General features: G+C 72.9%; 15 protein-coding genes. 5 read left to right on the top strand and 10 right to left on the bottom strand.

Going from position 1 to position 17348, the window contains the following annotated elements; all coding sequences use genetic code 11:
* Positions 1-57: 57 nt before the first annotated feature.
* The 6 genes from SNE206_RS10170 to SNE206_RS10145 all read right to left on the bottom strand — a co-directional run bounded on the left by SNE206_RS10170 (position 58) and on the right by SNE206_RS10145 (position 5572).
* On the bottom strand, positions 58-255 hold the full coding sequence (locus SNE206_RS10170) for a hypothetical protein (protein WP_407913035.1): 198 nt from the start codon (positions 253-255) through the stop codon (positions 58-60).
* Between the two features lie 218 nt (positions 256-473).
* Positions 474-977: a tRNA (adenosine(37)-N6)-threonylcarbamoyltransferase complex ATPase subunit type 1 TsaE gene (tsaE, locus tag SNE206_RS10165; RefSeq protein ID WP_407913034.1), complete on the bottom strand. Its 504-nt coding sequence runs from the start codon at positions 975-977 to the stop codon at positions 474-476.
* Positions 978-1019: 42 nt separating this feature from the next.
* Positions 1020-2369, bottom strand: a complete 1350-nt coding sequence (locus SNE206_RS10160; RefSeq protein WP_407913033.1) for an alpha/beta fold hydrolase — start codon at positions 2367-2369, stop codon at positions 1020-1022.
* Positions 2366-3556, bottom strand: a complete 1191-nt coding sequence (gene alr / locus SNE206_RS10155; RefSeq protein ID WP_407913032.1) for an alanine racemase — start codon at positions 3554-3556, stop codon at positions 2366-2368. Before alr ends, SNE206_RS10160 begins: the two co-directional genes overlap by 4 nt.
* Positions 3557-3706: 150 nt before the next feature.
* Entirely contained in the window at positions 3707-5170 is a 1464-nt protein-coding gene (locus SNE206_RS10150) for an NAD(P)H-hydrate dehydratase (RefSeq protein ID WP_407913031.1), read from the bottom strand.
* Between the two features lie 33 nt (positions 5171-5203).
* Positions 5204-5572 carry a holo-ACP synthase gene (locus SNE206_RS10145; protein ID WP_407913030.1) on the bottom strand — a complete coding sequence of 123 codons (369 nt, stop codon included), beginning with the start codon at positions 5570-5572 and terminating at the stop codon, positions 5204-5206.
* Between the two features lie 151 nt (positions 5573-5723).
* On the opposite strand from SNE206_RS10145, the gene SNE206_RS10140 reads away from it, so the two are divergent.
* Positions 5724-6281 carry a Uma2 family endonuclease gene (locus SNE206_RS10140; RefSeq protein ID WP_407913029.1) on the top strand — a complete coding sequence of 186 codons (558 nt, stop codon included), beginning with the start codon at positions 5724-5726 and terminating at the stop codon, positions 6279-6281.
* A gap of 37 nt (positions 6282-6318) precedes the next feature.
* Here the strand turns inward: SNE206_RS10140 and glmS are convergent, their stop codons facing one another.
* The gene (glmS, locus tag SNE206_RS10135) at positions 6319-8175 is read right to left on the bottom strand and encodes a glutamine--fructose-6-phosphate transaminase (isomerizing) (protein ID WP_407913028.1); all 1857 of its coding nucleotides are present in this window, start codon (positions 8173-8175) and stop codon (positions 6319-6321) included.
* Positions 8176-8297: 122 nt separating this feature from the next.
* On the opposite strand from glmS, the gene coaA reads away from it, so the two are divergent.
* A complete protein-coding gene (gene coaA, locus SNE206_RS10130) occupies positions 8298-9293 on the top strand; it encodes a type I pantothenate kinase (RefSeq protein WP_407913027.1) in 996 nt (331 codons plus the stop codon).
* A gap of 30 nt (positions 9294-9323) precedes the next feature.
* Here coaA and SNE206_RS10125 read toward each other — a convergent pair whose 3' ends face one another.
* Complete coding sequence (locus tag SNE206_RS10125) at positions 9324-10361, bottom strand: glycoside hydrolase family 26 protein (RefSeq protein ID WP_407913026.1); 1038 nt, start codon at positions 10359-10361, stop codon at positions 9324-9326.
* A gap of 3 nt (positions 10362-10364) precedes the next feature.
* Positions 10365-11096, bottom strand: a complete 732-nt coding sequence (locus SNE206_RS10120) for a hypothetical protein (protein WP_407913025.1) — start codon at positions 11094-11096, stop codon at positions 10365-10367.
* Between the two features lie 531 nt (positions 11097-11627).
* Between SNE206_RS10120 and SNE206_RS10115 the strand changes: the two genes are divergently transcribed.
* From SNE206_RS10115 to SNE206_RS10105, 3 genes are read left to right on the top strand one after another with little or no spacing between them, the layout of a single operon-like run.
* Entirely contained in the window at positions 11628-13082 is a 1455-nt protein-coding gene (locus SNE206_RS10115; RefSeq protein ID WP_407913136.1) for a glycosyltransferase family 2 protein, read from the top strand.
* Complete coding sequence (locus SNE206_RS10110) at positions 13079-14098, top strand: glycoside hydrolase family 26 protein (RefSeq protein ID WP_407913024.1); 1020 nt, start codon at positions 13079-13081, stop codon at positions 14096-14098. Before SNE206_RS10115 ends, SNE206_RS10110 begins: the two co-directional genes overlap by 4 nt.
* Positions 14098-15804, top strand: coding sequence for an ArnT family glycosyltransferase (locus SNE206_RS10105; protein WP_407913023.1), 1707 nt, complete (start codon positions 14098-14100; stop codon positions 15802-15804). The genes SNE206_RS10110 and SNE206_RS10105 overlap by 1 nt, the downstream gene beginning before the upstream one ends.
* 45 nt (positions 15805-15849) lie before the next feature.
* Here the strand turns inward: SNE206_RS10105 and glmM are convergent, their stop codons facing one another.
* Positions 15850-17217: a phosphoglucosamine mutase gene (gene glmM, locus SNE206_RS10100; protein ID WP_407913022.1), complete on the bottom strand. Its 1368-nt coding sequence runs from the start codon at positions 17215-17217 to the stop codon at positions 15850-15852.
* Positions 17218-17348: the final 131 nt, after the last annotated feature.

Genomic DNA, 17348 nt, shown 5'->3' with positions numbered 1-17348 from the left:
CCGCGGAGGTGCGGCCCGCCGGGCGGCCGTCCCGCGGCGGCCGGGCGGCCCGCCGGGTCAGGCGGCCCGCGGCGGGGCGGACGGCTCCGGGCGGGCCGGTGCGGGCGCCGGGCGCGCGGGCGGGGTGGAGACGGCTGCGGCGGACGCGCAGGCCGCCAGCAGTGCCCGCATCGGGACTCCGGCCGGGGCCGCGGTCGCGGTCCGCTCGGGCCGGTCCTGCGGCGTGGGTGCCGCAGCGGGGGTGGTGCTCGACATGGGGCGCCTCCCTAGTTAGGCGGACCTAACCTCGGAGTCCATCCCATCACGAGCAGCCGCCGCGCCGCAACACCTTGCCGACACCGTGTCGGTAACCGTCGGCCCACCGCGGCCGGGACGAAGGCTGGGGCGAAGGCCGGGACGCCCGCCCGGCGGAGCGGCCGGGAGCAGGCCGGGGGCGGGCCGGGAGGCACCCGGACGGGTGGTGCGGGTGCGGCTCAGCCCTCGCCCAGCACCGTGAGGTCGGCGCCGCCCCAGCGGGCGCCGAGCCCGGTCACCGTCACGCGGCGCGGGTCGAGGTCGTCGTCGGCGGCCTCGGCGCCGATCGCCCGTTCGATCCGCACCTCCAGGCGCTCGTCGCTGAGCTGCTCGACCTTGCCCTCGCCCCACTCCACGACCACCACCGACTCCGGCAGCGAGACGTCCAGGTCGAGGTCCTCCATCTCGTCCAGCCCGCCGCCGAGCCGGTACGCGTCGACGTGCACCAGCGCCGGGCCGCCGGTCAGCGACGGGTGCACCCGGGCGATGACGAAGGTCGGCGAGGTCACCGCCCCGCGGACGCCCAGGCCCAGGCCCAGGCCGCGGGTGAGCGTGGTCTTGCCGGCGCCCAGCTCCCCGGAGAGCAGCACCAGGTCACCGGGGCGCAGCAGCGCGGCGAGGCCCCGGCCGAGCCGGCCCATCCGCTCGGGGGTGGCGACGGTGAGGGTGAGCTGGTTGCCCATGGCGGTGTCGGTGTCCTTCCGGTGGCGGCGCGCGGCGAGGGGTCAGCGTTCGGGGCGCGGGGCGGGCGGCGGGGCGGCGTGGGCGTGCCCGGCCGCGCGGTGGAGCAGTTCGAGCAGGTGCAGGTCGACCGCTTCGGGGCGTTCCAGCATCAGCAGGTGCCCGGTGTCGGGCAGCACGACGAGCGCGGCCCCGGGCAGGGCCCGGGCGATGTCCTCGCTGTGCGACGGCGGGGTGAGGAGGTCCTCGGTGCCGGCGAGGACGAGCACTGGGATGCCGTCCAGCGCGGCGAGCGCCGCCTTCTTGTCGTGCAGGCCGAACGCCGGGTAGAACTCGGCGACCACGTCGATCGGCGTGGCGTCGAGCAGCTGCTCGGCGAACCTCGCGACCTGCGGGTCGACGTCGTTCGAGCCGAAGGAGAACCGGCGGTAGAAGATCGCGGCGACGTCCGCGCCGAACCGTCGGGTGGCCTCCACGATCTCGACCTGGCGGCCGAGCAGCTTCACGGTGAGGGGGGCGATCCGGCGGAGCAGCTTGGCGCCGATCGGCGGGAGGCCGAGGGTGACGGAGTCCCAGTCGCCGGCGAGGGTGCCGACGAGGGCGACCCCGGCGACCCGCTCGCGGAACAGCTCCGGGTGCTGGTCGGCGAGCGCCATGACCGTCATGCCGCCCATGGAGTGCCCGACCAGCACGACCGGGCCCTCGGGCACGGCCGCGTCGAGCACGGCCTTCAGGTCGCCGCCGAGCTGGTCGATGGAGGCCGGCTCACCGGCGAGGTACGAACGGGAGCGCTCCGAGCGGCCGTGGCTGCGGTGGTCCCAGAAGACCAGCCGCATGCCGTCGCGCAGGGCGGCGCGCTGGAAGTGCCAGCTGTCCTGGCTGAGGCAGTAGCCGTGGCAGAAGACGACGGTCAGCGGCGGGGCGGCGGGGCCGGGCGCGCCCGGGGCGGCGCCCTGGGCGGCCCGGGCGAGTGCGCCGGTGCCGGCGAGCAGGCCGGGCAGGCCGCTGCGGTCGACCGGGCCGCCGCGGCGGCGGGCGAACCAGCCGCGCCGCGCACGGCCGTCCTCCTCGGGCCGGACGGGCGGCTCGGCGCCGGGTTCGGGCCAGCCGGTGCCGTCCAGCTCGACGTAGAGCTCGGTGCCGTCGGGGGCTGCGACGGTGCGCGGGCGGCCGCGCAGCGAGCCGTACGGGGCGGCGGCGTCGAGCTCCTCGCGGGCCCGGCGGCGCATCGACCGGCCGACGGTGAGGCGTTCGATCGCCACGCCGGCGGCGGCACCGGCCGCGACCACGCCCAGGGAGATGCCGATCAGACCGGCGCGGCTGACGCCGGAGGAGGCCGACCCGGCGACCCGGGCCGCCGCGACGACGGGGTTGGTGCCGGCCGGCTCCGTCATGAGGTCCCGGCCCCGGCGGCGCCCACGTAGCGGCGCGGCACCCGGGATCCGATCCGGGTGATGATCTCGTAGCTGAGGGTGCCGGAGGCCCGGCCCCAGTCCTCGGCCGTCGGCTCGCCGTGCTCGCCGCTGCCGAACACCAGGACCTCGGTGCCGACCTCGGGCGCGTCGCCGCCGAGGTCGACGACGAACTGGTCCATCGCGACCCGGCCGGCGACCGTGCGCCACTTGCCGCCGATCTGCACCGGGCCGGTGTTGGAGGCGTGCCGCGGGATGCCGTCGGCGTACCCGACCGGGACGAGGCCCAGGGTGGTGTCGCCCGGGGTCGTGTAGTGGTGGCCGTAGCTGACGCCGTGGCCGCCGGGCACCGTCTTGACGAGGGCCAGCCGGGCGGTCAGCGACATCACCGGGCGCAGCCCGAAGTCGGCGGGGCCGCCGACGTCCGGCACCGGCGACAGCCCGTACATGGCGAGGCCGGGCCGGACGAGGTCGTAGTGCGACTGCGGGAGCAGCAGCGTCGCCGGCGAGTTCGCGAGGTGCCGCACCTCGGGGCGGACGCCCTGGGCCTCGGCGTACGCGACGGCATCGGCGAAGCCGTCCAGCTGCGCCTGGATCGAGGGGTGGCCGGGCTCGTCGGCGGCGGCGAAGTGCGACCAGAGGCCGACGATCTCGACGAGGCCCTCGGCCTGTGCGCGCAGCGCGGCGGCGACGAGGTCGGGCCAGTCGTGCGGCTGGCAGCCGTTGCGGCCGAGCCCGGTGTCGGCCTTGAGGTGGATGCGGCCCGGCACGCCCGTCTCGCGCACGGCGGGAAGCAGCTCGTCGAGCGCCCACAGGCCGCTGACGGCCACGTCGACGTGCGAGCGCAGCGCCTGCTGCCACGGGCCGCCCGGTGTCCACAGCCAGCAGAGGATGCGGGCCTGCTCGGGGCGGATGCCGGCGGCGCGCAGCGCCAGCGCCTCCTCGGGGGTGGCCGTGCCCAGCCAGCGGACGCCCGCGGCGATCGCCTCGCGGGCGCAGGGCAGCGCGCCGTGGCCGTAGGCGTCCGCCTTGACCACGGCCATCAGTGCGGCATCGGTGCGCGCCCCGAGCGCGGAGAGGTTGTCGCGCAGGGCGGCCAGATCGATGGCGGCCTCGGCGCGGACCCCGTTCGTCAGGGCGGCGGTCCCGGTCGTCTTCGCAGTTGTCATCGCGTATCAGTCTCCCAGACCGGCGCCGCTGCCCGGCTCACGACCCCGGCCGGGCACGGCGGTCGTCAGGGGAAGACGCCCGAAACGGAACGGATGGTTCCGCCCCGTTCGGCCGTTCGGGCCGGTACGGAGCGGACGGTTCCGCCCAGGTCAGGCGTTCGGACCGGTACGGACCGCCCGCCAGGCCGCCGGCAGCGCCCGGGCGATGCCGAGGGCGGTGGCGGGCGCGCCGTCAGCGGCGGCCCGGCCCGCCAGCCCGTGCAGGTACGCGGCCGCCGAGGCGGCGTCGAACGGGGAGAGGCCGGTGGCGAGGAGCGCCCCCGCGAGGCCCGAGAGCACGTCGCCGCTGCCGGCGGTGGCCAGCCAGGACGTGCCGGTCGGATTCACCCGGACGGCACCGTCGGGCGCGGCGACCACCGTGGTGGAGCCCTTGAGGAGCACGGTCGCCCGGTAGGCGGCGGCGATCCGCCGGGCGGTCGCGAGACGGGCCGCGGCCAGGTCGTCCGCGGCGGGCGGCGGCCCCCCGTCGGCCCCGGCGAGCAGCCGGGCGGCCTCGCCGGTGTGCGGGGTGAGCAGCACGGGCGCGCTCCGCCCGGCCAGCGCGGACGGGCCGGTCCGGGCGAGTTCGGTGAGACCGTCGGCGTCGACCAGCACGGGCACGTCCGAGGCCAGGGCCTCGCCGAGCACGTCCGCGGCGCCCTCCCCGGAGCCCGGGCCCGCCACCCACGCCTGCACCCGGCCGGCGTCCCGGGGACCGCCTCCGGTCACCAGGGCCTCCGGGAAGCGCCGCACGACCTCGGCGGCGGCCGTGCCCGCGTAGCGCACCGCGCCCGCGCCGCCGTGCAGGGCGCCCGCCACGGCGAGCAGCGCCGCCCCCGGGTAGCGCGCCGACCCGGCCGCGACACCGACGACGCCCCGCCGGTACTTGTCGCTCTCCGCGCCCGGCACCGGGAGCAGCGCCGCGACGTCCGCGTGCTGGAGGGCGGCCACGGCGGGCTCCGGCAGGTCGAGGCCGATCCCGACCAGTTGCACCACCCCGGCGTACGAGGCGCCCGGGTCGACGAGCAGCCCGGGCTTGTACGTGCCGAAGCAGACCGTGACGTCGGCGCGGAGGGCGGCCCCGGCGACCTCGCCGGTGTCCGCGTCGACACCGCTGGGCACGTCGACCGCGACGAGCCGGCCGCGCCGCGGCAGCACCGCGTACGGCTGCGCCTCGGGCCGCAGCCCGCCCCGCCCGCCGATGCCGACGATGCCGTCGAGCACGAGGTCGGCCCGCTCGAACGCGGCGGGGCCGTCCGGCCCGGCGGTCACCCGTCCGCCCGCGGCGCGCAGCGCGGCGAGGCCGCCCGGGTGCGCGCGGCCGGGCGACAGCAGGACGGCGGAGACCCGGGCGCCGCGGCGGGCGAGCGCGGCACCGGCGTACAGCGCGTCACCGCCGTTGTCGCCGCTGCCGGCGAGGACGTGCACCCGGGCGCCGTACACGCGGGGCAGGAGGCGGGCGCAGGTCGCGGCGAGGCCGGCCGCGGCGCGCTGCATCAGGGTGCCCTCGGGGAGGCGGGCCATCAGGGCGGCCTCGGCGGCGCGGACGTGTTCGGCGGTGTGTGCGTGGCGCATGCGGGGCCCTCCTCGGACGCGCCCGGCGGCGCGTCAGCCTTCGGCGATCACTACCGCCGACGCTACGCCCGCGTCGTGACTGAGCGACACGTGCCACGAACGGACGCCGAGTTCGGCGGCGCGGGCGGCGACGGTGCCGGTGACCCGCAGCACGGGCCGGCCGGAGTCCTCGGTGTGCACCTCGGCGTCGGTCCAGTGCAGGCCGGCGGGCGCACCGAGCGCCTTCGCGAGGGCCTCCTTCGCGGCGAAGCGGGCGGCGAGCGAGGCGGTGCCGCGGCGGGCGCCCGACGGCAGGTGCAGCTCGGCCTCGGTGAACAGCCGGTCCGCGAGCTGCGGGGTGCGTTCCAGCGACTCCCCGAACCGCTCGATCTCCGCGACGTCGATGCCGACCCCGATGATCACCCGCGCACTCCTTCACGACACCGTCCGACACCGTCCGATGCCGGGGACTGTACGGCACACTTTCGGGTGAGTACCGCTTCGATCACCCTCCCGGACCGGTCCGTACGCCTACCGTGCGGTGCGGCACCGATCGGCAGGAGGGAGAAGGGCCATGGTCGCCATGCCAGCCGTCGAGCACCCGCTGCCTGCGGACGACCTGCTCCGCGCGTTCCTGGAGCTGGACACCCCGCCGGGCTTCAAGGCCGAGCTCATCGAAGGGGAGATCGTCGTGACACCGCCGCCGGACGGATCGCACGAGACCGCGTTCGCACTGCTCAACCGGCAGTTCATGCGCAGATCCGCGGTCGAGCTCGACCTCGCCGGGACGAAGGGCCTCGTCACCCCGGGCGGCCGGTTCGTCCCGGACGGCACGCTCAGCCCGGTGGGGCACTTCGAGGACAGCGCGCCGTGGGCGGACGCGTCGGGCGTGCTGCTGGTCTTCGAGATCACGTCCACCAACCCGGCCAGGGACCGGGAGGCCAAGCGCCGGGGCTACGCAGCTGCGGGTGTGCCCTGTTACCTGCTGATCGACCGCAGCAGGGCGGACGTGGTGCTCTTCACCGACCCGGAGGACGGCGACTACACCGCGCACGTCCAGGTGTCGTTCGGCAAGCCGCTGGACCTGCCGGCCCCGTTCTCGTTCGCGCTCGACACGGGGCCCCTGCGGTAGGGCGCAGCCGCCGCAGGGGCCCCGTGCCGGACGTCGGCTACTCGACGGTGACGGACTTCGCGAGGTTGCGCGGCTGGTCGACCTCGTGGCCCTTGGCGGTGGCCAGCTCGCAGGCGAACACCTGCAGCGGCACCGTCGACACCAGCGGCTGGAGCAGCACCGGGGTCGCCGGGATGCGGATCAGGTGGTCGGCGTACGGCACGACCGCCTCGTCGCCCTCCTCGGCGATCACGATGGTGCGCGCGCCGCGGGCCCGGATCTCCTGGATGTTGGAGACGATCTTGTCGTGCAGGATCGAGCGGCCGCGCGGCGACGGCACGACCACGACGACCGGCAGGCCCTCCTCGATCAGGGCGATCGGACCGTGCTTGAGCTCGCCGGCGGCGAAGCCCTCGGCGTGCATGTACGCGAGCTCCTTGAGCTTCAGCGCGCCCTCCAGGGCGACCGGGAAGCCCACGTGGCGGCCGAGGAAGAGCACCGACTTCGCGTCGGCCAGCGAGCGCGCCAGCTCGCGGACGGGCTCCATGGTCTCCAGCACCTGCTCGATGGCCCTGGGGGCGTCGCCGAGCTCGCGGATGATGCCGACGATCTCGTCGCCCCACTTGGTGCCGCGCACCTGGCCGAGGTAGAGCGCCACGAGGTAGCAGGCGACCAGCTGGGTGAGGAACGCCTTGGTCGAGGCGACCGCGACCTCCGGGCCGGCGTGCGTGTAGAGCACCGCGTCGGACTCGCGCGGGATCGTCGAGCCGTTGGTGTTGCAGATCGCCAGCACCTTGGCGCCCTGCTCGCGGGCGTGGCGCAGCGCCATCAGGGTGTCCATGGTCTCGCCGGACTGCGAGATGGCGACGACCAGGGTGCGGTCGTCCATGATCGGGTCGCGGTAGCGGAACTCGCTGGCGACCTCGACCTCGCAGGGGATGCGGGTCCAGTGCTCGATCGCGTACTTGGCGATCATGCCGGCGTGGAAGGCGGTGCCGCAGGCGACGATGACGACCTTGTCGACCTCGCGCAGCACCTGGTCGGGGATGCGCAGCTCGTCGAGGTGCAGGCGGCCGTCGGTGCCGATGCGGCCGAGGAGGGTGTCGGCGACGGCCTTCGGCTGCTCGGCGATCTCCTTGAGCATGAAGTAGTCGTAGCCGCCCTTCTCGGCGGCGGAGGCGTCCCAGTCGACGTGGTACTCGCGCACCTCGGCCGGGGTGCCGTCGAAGTTCGTCACGAGGACGCCCTCGCGGCGCAGCTCGACGACCTGGTCCTGGCCGAGCTCGATCGCCTCACGGGTGTGCGCGATGAAGGCGGAGACGTCGGAGGCGAGGAAGTTCTCGCCCTCGCCGCGGCCGACGACCAGCGGGGAGTTGCGGCGGGCGCCGACGACGACGTCCGGGGCGTCGGCGTGCACGGCGACGAGGGTGAAGGCGCCGTCCAGGCGGCGGCAGACGGCCCGCATGGCCTCCGCCAGGTCACCGTCGTAGGCCTCGCCCAGCAGGTGGGCGACGACCTCGGTGTCGGTCTCCGAGCGCAGGGTGTGGCCGCGCCCGGCGATCTCGGCGCGCAGCTGCGCGAAGTTCTCGATGATGCCGTTGTGGACGACCGCGACCTTGCGGTCGTCGTCCAGGTGGGGGTGGGCGTTGGCGTCCGTCGGACCGCCGTGGGTGGCCCACCGGGTGTGGCCGATGCCCGTGGTGCCGGCCGGGAGAGGGGTCTCGGCCAGCGACTTCTCAAGGTTGGCGAGCTTGCCCGCCCGCTTGTCCGTGGCGAGGCTCCACTGCCCGTCGAGCCCCTGGGTCTGCACGGCCACACCGGCGGAGTCGTACCCGCGGTACTCCAGCCGTTGCAGACCTGCGATCACTACGTCGAGGGCCGTCTGGGACCCCACATATCCAACGATTCCGCACATGCGTGCCAGCATATGCGGCGTTCCGTTCACGCAGCCCACGCATGCCGCTCACCCCGGCCACGCCGTCCGGCAACCGCGCGTGACCGACACCACAGCACCCGCCGGGGCCGCTTCGGCCCACAATGGAGGATGTGCTGACCGAACTCTGTACGCGGGGCGCCCCCACCCAGGCGCCCACCCCCTCCCCGTACGTGGATCTGGACCGGGCCGAGTGGAGCGCTCTGCGCGAGCGCACCCCGATGCCCCTGACCGCCGAGGAGGTCGAACGGCTGCGCGGCCTGGGCACCGCCCTCGACCTCGACGAGGTGCGCGACGTCTACCTGCCGCTCTCCCGGCTGCTCAACCTGTACATCCATGCGACGCACGAGCTGCGCAGCACCGTCGGCACCTTCCTGGACACCCCGGACACCGAACGCATCCGCACGCCGTTCGTCATCGGCGTGGCCGGCTCGGTGGCGGTCGGCAAGTCGACCACCGCGCGTCTGCTGAAGGCCCTGCTGGCCCGCTGGCCCGAGCACCCCCGGGTGGAGCTCGTCACCACCGACGGCTTCCTGCTGCCCAACGCCGAGCTGCGGCGCCGCGGCCTGATGGCCCGCAAGGGGTTCCCCGAGTCGTACGACCGGCGGGCCCTGATGCGCTTCGTCGCCGACGTGAAGGCCGGCAAGGAGCGGGTGACGGCCCCGGTCTACTCGCACCTGGTGTACGACATCGTGCCGGACCGGCGGCTCACCGTGGAGCGCCCCGACATCCTCATCGTCGAGGGCCTGAACGTGCTGCAGCCCGCGCTGCCCGGCAGCGACGGCCGCACCCGCCTGGCCGTCGCCGACTACTTCGACTTCTCGATCTACGTCGACGCGCGCACCGACGACATCGAGACCTGGTACCTCGACCGCTTCCGCAAACTGCGCGAGACGGCGTTCCAGGACCCGAGCTCCTACTTCCGCCGCTTCACCGAGGTGCCGGAGGAGGAGGCGATGGACTACGGCCGCCAGGTGTGGCGCACCATCAACAAGCCCAACCTCGTGGAGAACGTCCTGCCGACCCGCGGCCGGGCGACCCTGGTGCTGCAGAAGGGCGGCGACCACAAGGTGCGCCGCGCCCTGCTCCGCAAGCTCTGACCCCGGGTGCGGCGCCGCCGTCCGCCCGGTTCAGGGTTGCGGTGCCGCCGGCCACCGCCGGAGGGGGAGAGTGGCGATCCCCGACCGGAAGGCCGCGCGGGCCTCGGGGTCGGCGGCGAAGCGGTAGTCGAACTTGCCGCCCTGGGCGACGCTGTGCTCGAACCAGACGAAGCCGAGCATCTGCGGGTGCGCCTTCAGCCACCGGAAGAGGTCTGCGATCCAGGCGGGTTTGCCCGTCCCCGGCCTCGCCCCGGTCTCGGCGATGATCAACGGCTTGGAAGTGATCTTCCGGAGGGCCGCGTAGGTGGGGTCGAGCACCTCCGACGCGGTGGCCTCACCGAAGCCGTACGCATCCATGCCCACCCAGTCGACGTAGTCGTCGCCCGGATAGAGCGGGGCGAGGTCGGCCGTGGTGCCGCGAAGCACGTTCGGGCTCCAGAGCCAGATCACGTTGTCGACCTTCTCGCGGGCGAAGACGTCGTGCACGTGCCGCCAGGCGGCGGCGAGATCGCCGGACCGGTTGCCGTTGACGTTGCTGCCCCAGGGATACCAGTCGCCGTTCATCTCGTGGGCGAACCGCAGCACCACCGGCCACCGCTGGTCGCGCACGGAGCGGGCGAAGCGGGTGATGTAGGCGTCGAAGTCTCCCGAGGTGATCCGCCGGGGCGCGTACCACGGCTGGCTCGCGTCGTACGGAGCGTCCCCCGGCTCCCAGGTGAGCATGGGAACGGCACCCTGGTGGTAGATCTCGCGGACGGTCTCCGGGTCGAACTCCTTCCGCCAGTCGAGGAAGTACTGGAGCATCGTCGGCTTCTGCCCGGCCGCGGCGGCGACCGCCGCCGTCTCCTCGGCCGAGGGCGTCCGGAAGGTGCTGACGCCGAAGTACTGGCCGGCGGAACGCCTGATGTCCGCAGCCGCCGGCGGCTGCACCTCCTGCGCCACCTTGTCGGCCTGGCGGGTCGGCGCGACCTGCATCCGCGGGCCCCCCGCCGAGGAGGAACAGGCCGAGGCCACCGCAACCAGCAGGACGCACACGACAGCGCGCAGCCACCGGCTGCTCATGGTCATCCGTCAGCCCTTGTCTGCGCCGGCGTCCTTGGCGAGGGCTTCGCCGAAGTACGTTGCCAGCTCCTGCCCCGCCGTCCGCGCGATCGGGTTCTGGTCCCCGGCCGACCCGTTGAGCGGTCCTGCCACCGTGAGGTAGACGTAGCGGCCGGTGACGGCATGCGTCGTCGGGCAGGCCACGTTGCGGCAGAACTTGTTGACGCCGTCCTTGCCGTCCAGCGACTGGATCTGCCCCTTGAAGGCGTTCTCGGTCTTGCGCGCCTCGGCCTCGCTCTTGAACACGGCGACGCCCACGGTGATCGCCGTGCTGCCCGAGAAATAGGTGGCCCGCATGACCTGGGAGCAGTTGTTCGCGGTCAGCACGTCACCGAGGCCGAAGGCCGACGCCTTCCAGCACGGGATGTCCGTGATGACGGTCTTCCGGACGTAGTTGTGACCGCCCAGGTCGAAGGCGGCCTTGCCGAACAGCTGGTTGGCGGACACGGCGGGCTTGAGCGGCGCGCTGGACACAGGTGCGGGCGAAGGGGAGCCCTTGCCGGGCGAAGCGCTCGCGGACGCCGTCGAAGTCGGCGCCGGGTCGCCGCCCCGGGTCAGCAGGACCGCGGCAACGGCACCTCCCCCCAGGACGAGGACGCCTGCACCGACGCCCACACCGATGAGGAGGCGCCGGCGCTTCGCCCGCTCCTCGTGCTGCTGCGCCAGCAGCTGCCAGTCGGGCTCGGCGGGCTGAGGGAGCATGTGGTGCACCGGCGGCCACTGGGGCTGCTGGAAGGGCGGAGGGGAGCCGGCTCCCGGCTGATTCCCCCCCTGCTGCGGGACGCCGAACGGCTGCGGCGGCTGTCCCCCTGGAGTGTTCGGCGTCTGCGGTGCACCCGTCCCATCGCTCATGTGGCGGAATGCTAGGGCATTTCCACCCGGCCGAACCGCCCTGCCCGCCCACTGCCCCCTTTGCCCCGGTTCGGGATCGGGGGCCCCGGCCTTCGTGATTCAACCGTCACACGGGCCTTCAAGGGCCACCGTTGGCGTCCTATAAAATCCCCGGGGCACTTCGTCCGCACGACAACCGGCAGATCCGCCCGGACGGTCACACCACCGGGCCTGGGGGAAATCTTGTCCAGCAGTACCGATTCCGCGCACGGCACCGGGCGTCGCTCAGCACCCGCCCGCGGACGGAGGCGCAGGTCCGAGACCGCCGCTCCACAGCTGGGACTCCTGCCACGGCCTCCGGACGACCTCGAGAAGCACTCCTACGCCAAGCGGCACCTCTGGGTGCTCTCGGCAGCCTCCCTCATCAGCTTCTCCTGCCTGACCGTCAGCCAGGTCGGCCTGGTGGCGGCGACCCCCTGGCTCTGGGCGTACGCACCGTTCCTCGCGTTCACCATCGTCTACTACCTCATCTCGCTGAAGGTGACCGGATTCACCGGCGATTTCGACGCGAAGGGTCACCGCAGACTCGTACGCACCTGGCGCCCGGACACCTATCCCAGCATCGACGTCTTCCTCCCGGTGTGCGGCGAACCCATCGAGGTGCTGCACAACACCTGGTCACACGTCCGCATCCTCGCCGACCAGTACCCGGGCATCTGCCGGCCGTACGTGCTCGACGACTCCGACAGCCCGGAACTCGCCGCCATGGCAGCCGATTTCGGCTTCCGCTACGGCACCCGGCCTGATCGCGGCTGGTTCAAGAAGGCCGGCAACCTGCACTACGGGTTCGCGAACTCCGACGGCGAGTTCATCCTCGTCCTGGACGCGGACTTCACCCCCCGCGCAGACCTCCTGCAGGAACTGCTCCCGCACATGGCCGCCGATCCGCGGCTGGGCATCGTGCAGTCCCCGCAGTACTTCCGGGTGCTCGACTCCCAGAACTGGATCGAGCGCGGCGCCGGCGCCGTGCAGGAACTCTTCTACCGGTCCGTCCAGGTCTCCCGGCAGAGCAGGGACGGCGCCATCTGCGTGGGCAGCTGTGCCGTCTACCGCAGGGCCGCGCTCGACGACAACGGCGGGACGACACTCATCGAGCACTCCGAGGACGTCCACACCGGGTTCGACCTCCGCCGGCTGGGCTGGAACCTCAAGTACGTGCCGCTCGCACTCGCCACCGGGGTCTGCCCGGACACCGCCGGCGCCTTCTACAACCAGCAGTACCGCTGGTGCTCCGGTTCGATGAGCCTGCTCGGCAGCAAGAAGTTCTGGGACACCAAGCTGCGCTGGAGCAGCCGGCTCTGCTACATGTCCGGCTTCTTCTACTACATCCACACGGCGTTGTTCATCTTCCTGGCACCCGTCATCCCGCTGTCACTGCTGCTCTGGCTCCCGGAGACGTTCCTCGTCGACCGGCTGTGGCTGATCCTGCCCAGCCTGCTCTACACCACCATGATCTTCCCCATGTGGCACAAGGTCCCCTACCGGCTGGAGGCGTGGTCCTGCCGGATGATGTACGGCTGGGCCCACTTCTTCGCGATCTGGGACATCGTGCGCCGCAAGCGGATGGCCTGGCAGCCCACCGGCTCCACCGGCGCGAAGAAGAACAGGACCCGCCGGCTCTGGATCGGCCTCTGGGCCTGGGGCGGCGGCACGGCGATGCTGTGGGTCGGACTCTCGGTCTGGCGGATGGCCACCCTGTACCCGCCGGACTTCGCGGTCGTCCTGGCATCCGGCCTCTTCTACGCCCTGGTCGTCGGCCGCACCCTCATCCAACCCCGAAGCGAGAAGGTCACATGAGCCTGCTCCCGTCGCTCCGAGCGAAGGCCGCGGGGCTCGTCCTGGCGGTGGCCCTCACCGCACTCGCGGGCTGCGACCGCCCGGCGTCCGCGGGGAACCCCCGCGAGGCACTCGACGCGGGGGCCGTCCAGGAAGCCCCTGCCGCGGGCAAGCCGCAGGACGCGGTGGACATCACCCCCCTCCTGCAACCGTCGAAGAAGTACCTCGGCGTGGCGCTCGACGGCGCCCCGGCCTCCATGGACCCGGTGAAGTCGTACACGGCGATGGTGGGCAAACAACCCAACATCATCGAGAACTACGCGGCCTGGGGCGACCAGTTCGACGCCGCAGGCAGCCGGCTGAGCTGGCAGAACGGTGCCCTCCCGTACATCGCCTGGGAACCGTTCAAGACCCCCCTCGCCGACATCGCCGGCGGCTCCTCGGACGCCTACGTCAAGAACTTCGCCTCGGCCGTCCAGAAGGCGAAGGTCCCGGTCGCCATCAGCTTCGCGCACGAGATGAACGGCCACTGGTACGACTGGGGCACCAAGTCCAACAGCCCCGAGGACTTCGTCAAGGCCTGGCGGCGGATCCACGACATCTTCCAGGACCGCGGCGCGAGCAACGTGATCTGGGTGTGGAGTCCGAACATCGTCAACCCCGTGCCCAAGATCCCGTTGAAGCCCTACTACCCCGGTGACGGGTACGTGGACTGGGTCGGCATGGTCGGCTACTGGACCCAGTGCTGCGACCGCACCTTCGAGGGGCTGTACGGCCCCACCATGACCCAGATCCGCACCTTCAGCGCCAAGCCGCTCGTGATCAGCGAGACCGCGGCCGAACCGGGCAAGCGGGCCCCCGCCTTCGTCGACGAACTCTTCTCCGGCGTGGAGAAGCGCGAGGACATCGTCGGACTCATCTGGTTCAACATCACCAAGCGGGCCGACTGGCGCCTGGAGAAGGCCCCGACCACTCTCACCCAGTTCAAGCTCAGGGCCGCCGACGCGGCCTACGGTTTCGACCCGAGAAATCCCTGATGACGCATCAGCGAGACACCTTCATTCCCGGCCAGGCATCCGCCGCGCCCCAGGACCACTCCTTCAGCTGGTTCGACGACCAGCAGATGTTCCGGGAGCCCGAGCAGGCGGACGTCCCGAAGCAGGAACCGGGTCCGGGATACGTGCTCCCCCCCGTGCCCGACGTCGGCTGGGATCCACTGCCGAGCAGCCGCCGCGCATGGCTCAGCAGGGTGCTGATGGTCGGCATCCTCGTCGCCCAGAGCCTGCTCACGCTCCGGCTGGGCAACAGCGCCTTCGAGGACGAGGCGCTCTACCTCTACGCCGGTCACCTGCAGCTCGACCACATGCACGGAGGGCCCCCGCCGCCGGCCTCCTTCGCGGCCTACTTCTCCGGATCGCCCCTGCTCTACCCGCCGTTGGCGGCCGCCGTCGACAACCTGCTCGGGCTCTCCGGGGCACGGGCCCTGTCGCTCGTCTTCATGCTCGCCACCACCACGCTGCTGTACATGCTGGCGCGGCGGCTCTTCAACGAGCGGGTCGGCCTCGTCGCCGCCGCCTGCTTCGCGGTGACCCAGTCCACGCTCTTCCTCGGCGCGCTGGCCACGTACGACGCCATGGCCCTCTGCCTGACGGCCGTCGCGGCGTGGCTGGCCGTCCGCACCGCCCGGAACCGTGCCTGGCTCTGCGCCCTCACCATCCCGCCGATCCTGGTCCTGGCCACTGCGGTGAAGTACGCCGCCCTGATGTACGCCCCGGCCGTCGTCCTCCTCGCCGTCCTCGCCGCCGTGCCGTACCACGCCTGGTGGTCGCTGTCGCGACTGGTCCTCATCCCGGGCGTCGCGGTCGGCGCCACGTACGGCGCGCTCAGGCTCAGCGGCTCCAACGTCCTGGAAGGTCTGCGCAGCACCACCACGGAACGTGCTGCGGGCCACGGTGTACCGGTGGACATGCTGCGCGACTGCGCCGAGTGGGGCGGCCTGCTCTTCGCCCTCGCGGTCACCGGCAGTCTGCTGTACGCCTGGAAGGGCCGCATGAACGAGGCACCGCTCCTCGTCACCGTCCGCGTGCCGCGCAGGCTCTGGCGGGCCCTCATCGGCCTGCTGCTGACCGGCACCGCCCTGCTGGCACCGGTCTACCAGATCTACCTGCGGGAGCCGGTCTCGCTGCACAAGCACATCGGCTACGGTCTGCTGTTCGCCGCTCCGATGGCGGCCATCGGCATCACCCGCATCGTCGGCTCGCACTTCCGCCACCCGCAGCTCGGCATCCTGGCATGGGTGGCGATGCTGGTCCTCGGCATGGTCCAGTCGGCCGACCTGTACCACGCCTGGCCGAACTCCGAGGCGCTGGTCAGCACCGTGCGCAAGCAGCTCGTGCCCGACGGGCACTACCTCGTCGAAGCCAACTCCGCGCCTCGCTACTACCTGCGGGACGACGTCGCGTTCGAGCAGTGGACATCGACCTACACGATCAGCTACCGCACCCAGGAGAAGAAGATCCTCACCGGGGAGGCCGGGTTCCGCGCCGCCCTGAAGGACCGGTACTTCGACATCATCGTCTTCGACCGCACCGTCACCAGGCCCCTGGACGACAAGCTGACCCAGCAGCTGCGCGTGGAGGGCACCTACCGCCTGCTGGTCAGCCTGCCGTACCACAACAGCTACGGCGACGGCTTCTACCAGGTCTGGATACCGGTGAAGAAGAAGTCCCCGGACGTCCACTGACGGCATGTCGGGGGATCACCGCACCGGCGGGAATCCCCCGACAGCTCAGCCCAGATACGTGCGGACGGCCTCGGCGAGGCGGTCCGCGACATCACGGGCCTGGGTCTCGTCGGCGGCCTCGACCATGACGCGGACGAGCGGCTCGGTGCCCGACGGGCGCAGCAACACCCGTCCGGTGGCGCCGAGTTCGGCCTCCGCGGCGGCGACGGCGGCGTTGAGCTCGACGCAGCTGGCGACCCGGGTGCGGTCGACGCCCTTGACGTTGACGAGCACCTGCGGCAGACGGGTCATCACGGCGGCGAGGTCGGCGAGCGGCTGCTTGGTCGCGGCGAGGCGGGCGCCCAGCATCAGACCCGTCAGGGTGCCGTCGCCGGTGGTGGCGTGGTCGAGCAGGATGACGTGCCCGGACTGCTCGCCGCCGAGGGCGAAGCCCTGCTGCTTCATCGCCTCCAGCACGTACCGGTCGCCGACGGCGGTCTGCACCAGGTCGATGCCCTCGCGCTCCATCGCCAGCTTGAAGCCCAGGTTCGACATCACGGTGGCGACCGCGGTGTTGCCGCGCAGCGTGCCGGCCTCCTTCATCGCGAGGGCGAGGACGGCGATGATCTGGTCGCCGTCGACCTCGTTGCCGTCGGCGTCGGCGGCCAGGCACCGGTCGGCGTCGCCGTCGAGGGCGATGCCGAGGTCGGCGCGGTGCTCGCGCATGGCGGTGCGCAGCTTGTCGAGGTGGGTGGAGCCGACGCCGTCGTTGATGTTGAGGCCGTTCGGCTCGGCGCCCAGGGTGTAGACGACCTCGGCGCCCGCGCGGGCGAAGGCCTCGGGGGCGACCCGGGCGGCGGCGCCGTGCGCGCCGTCGATGACGACGCGCACGCCGTCGAGCCGGTTCGGGAGGACGGCGACGAGGTGGGCGACGTACTTGTCGAAGCCCTCGGTGTACTGGCGGACGCGGCCGACGGCGGCGCCGGTGGGGCGCTTCCAGTCCTCGTCGGTGCCGACGCCGTAGCGGTGGTAGTGCTCCTCGATGGCGTCCTCGATGGCGTCGTCGAGCTTGTGGCCGCCGCGCGCGAGGAACTTGATGCCGTTGTCGGGCATCGCGTTGTGGCTGGCGGAGAGCATCACGCCGAAGTCGGCGCCGAGGGCGCCGGTGAGGTAGGCGACGGCCGGGGTGGGCAGCACGCCGACCCGCAGGACGTCGACGCCGGCGCTGGCCAGGCCGGCGATGACCGCGGCCTCCAGGAACTCTCCGGAGGCCCTCGGGTCGCGGCCCACCACGGCGACCGGCCGGTGCCCGTCGAAGGCGCCGGCGTCACCGAGCACATGCGCCGCGGCGACCGACAGGCCGAGGGCCAGTTCGGCGGTCAGGCCCTCGTTGGCCACACCGCGTACCCCGTCCGTACCGAAGAGTCGTCCCACTGTTCCGTCCTAAAAGTCGCCCTGCTCGATGTCCATCGCCGTCCCGCCGTCCGCACCGGCGGGAGAGCACGACGCCCCGGAGTACACGAGGTACTCCGGGGCGTACGGGTTGCACCGGGATGCGTACCACC

The sequence above is a fragment of the Kitasatospora sp. NE20-6 genome, from assembly GCF_045862635.1.
The sequence above is the reverse complement of the archived record's forward strand: the minus strand, read 5'-3'. Positions and strand labels throughout refer to the sequence as shown.

What these genes read in the sequence shown, in the direction of transcription:
- SNE206_RS10170 (WP_407913035.1), bottom strand. Translation starts at nt 255, where the DNA reads ATGTCGAGCACCACCCCCGCTGCGGCACCCACGCCGCAGGACCGGCCC.
- tsaE (WP_407913034.1), bottom strand. Translation starts at nt 977, where the DNA reads ATGGGCAACCAGCTCACCCTCACCGTCGCCACCCCCGAGCGGATGGGC.
- SNE206_RS10160 (WP_407913033.1), bottom strand. Translation starts at nt 2,369, where the DNA reads ATGACGGAGCCGGCCGGCACCAACCCCGTCGTCGCGGCGGCCCGGGTC.
- alr (WP_407913032.1), bottom strand. Translation starts at nt 3,556, where the DNA reads ATGACAACTGCGAAGACGACCGGGACCGCCGCCCTGACGAACGGGGTC.
- SNE206_RS10150 (WP_407913031.1), bottom strand. Translation starts at nt 5,170, where the DNA reads ATGCGCCACGCACACACCGCCGAACACGTCCGCGCCGCCGAGGCCGCC.
- SNE206_RS10140 (WP_407913029.1), top strand. Translation starts at nt 5,724, where the DNA reads ATGGTCGCCATGCCAGCCGTCGAGCACCCGCTGCCTGCGGACGACCTG.
- glmS (WP_407913028.1), bottom strand. Translation starts at nt 8,175, where the DNA reads ATGTGCGGAATCGTTGGATATGTGGGGTCCCAGACGGCCCTCGACGTA.
- coaA (WP_407913027.1), top strand. Translation starts at nt 8,298, where the DNA reads ATGGAGGATGTGCTGACCGAACTCTGTACGCGGGGCGCCCCCACCCAG.
- SNE206_RS10125 (WP_407913026.1), bottom strand. Translation starts at nt 10,361, where the DNA reads ATGACCATGAGCAGCCGGTGGCTGCGCGCTGTCGTGTGCGTCCTGCTG.
- SNE206_RS10120 (WP_407913025.1), bottom strand. Translation starts at nt 11,096, where the DNA reads ATGCTCCCTCAGCCCGCCGAGCCCGACTGGCAGCTGCTGGCGCAGCAG.
- SNE206_RS10110 (WP_407913024.1), top strand. Translation starts at nt 13,079, where the DNA reads ATGAGCCTGCTCCCGTCGCTCCGAGCGAAGGCCGCGGGGCTCGTCCTG.
- SNE206_RS10105 (WP_407913023.1), top strand. Translation starts at nt 14,098, where the DNA reads ATGACGCATCAGCGAGACACCTTCATTCCCGGCCAGGCATCCGCCGCG.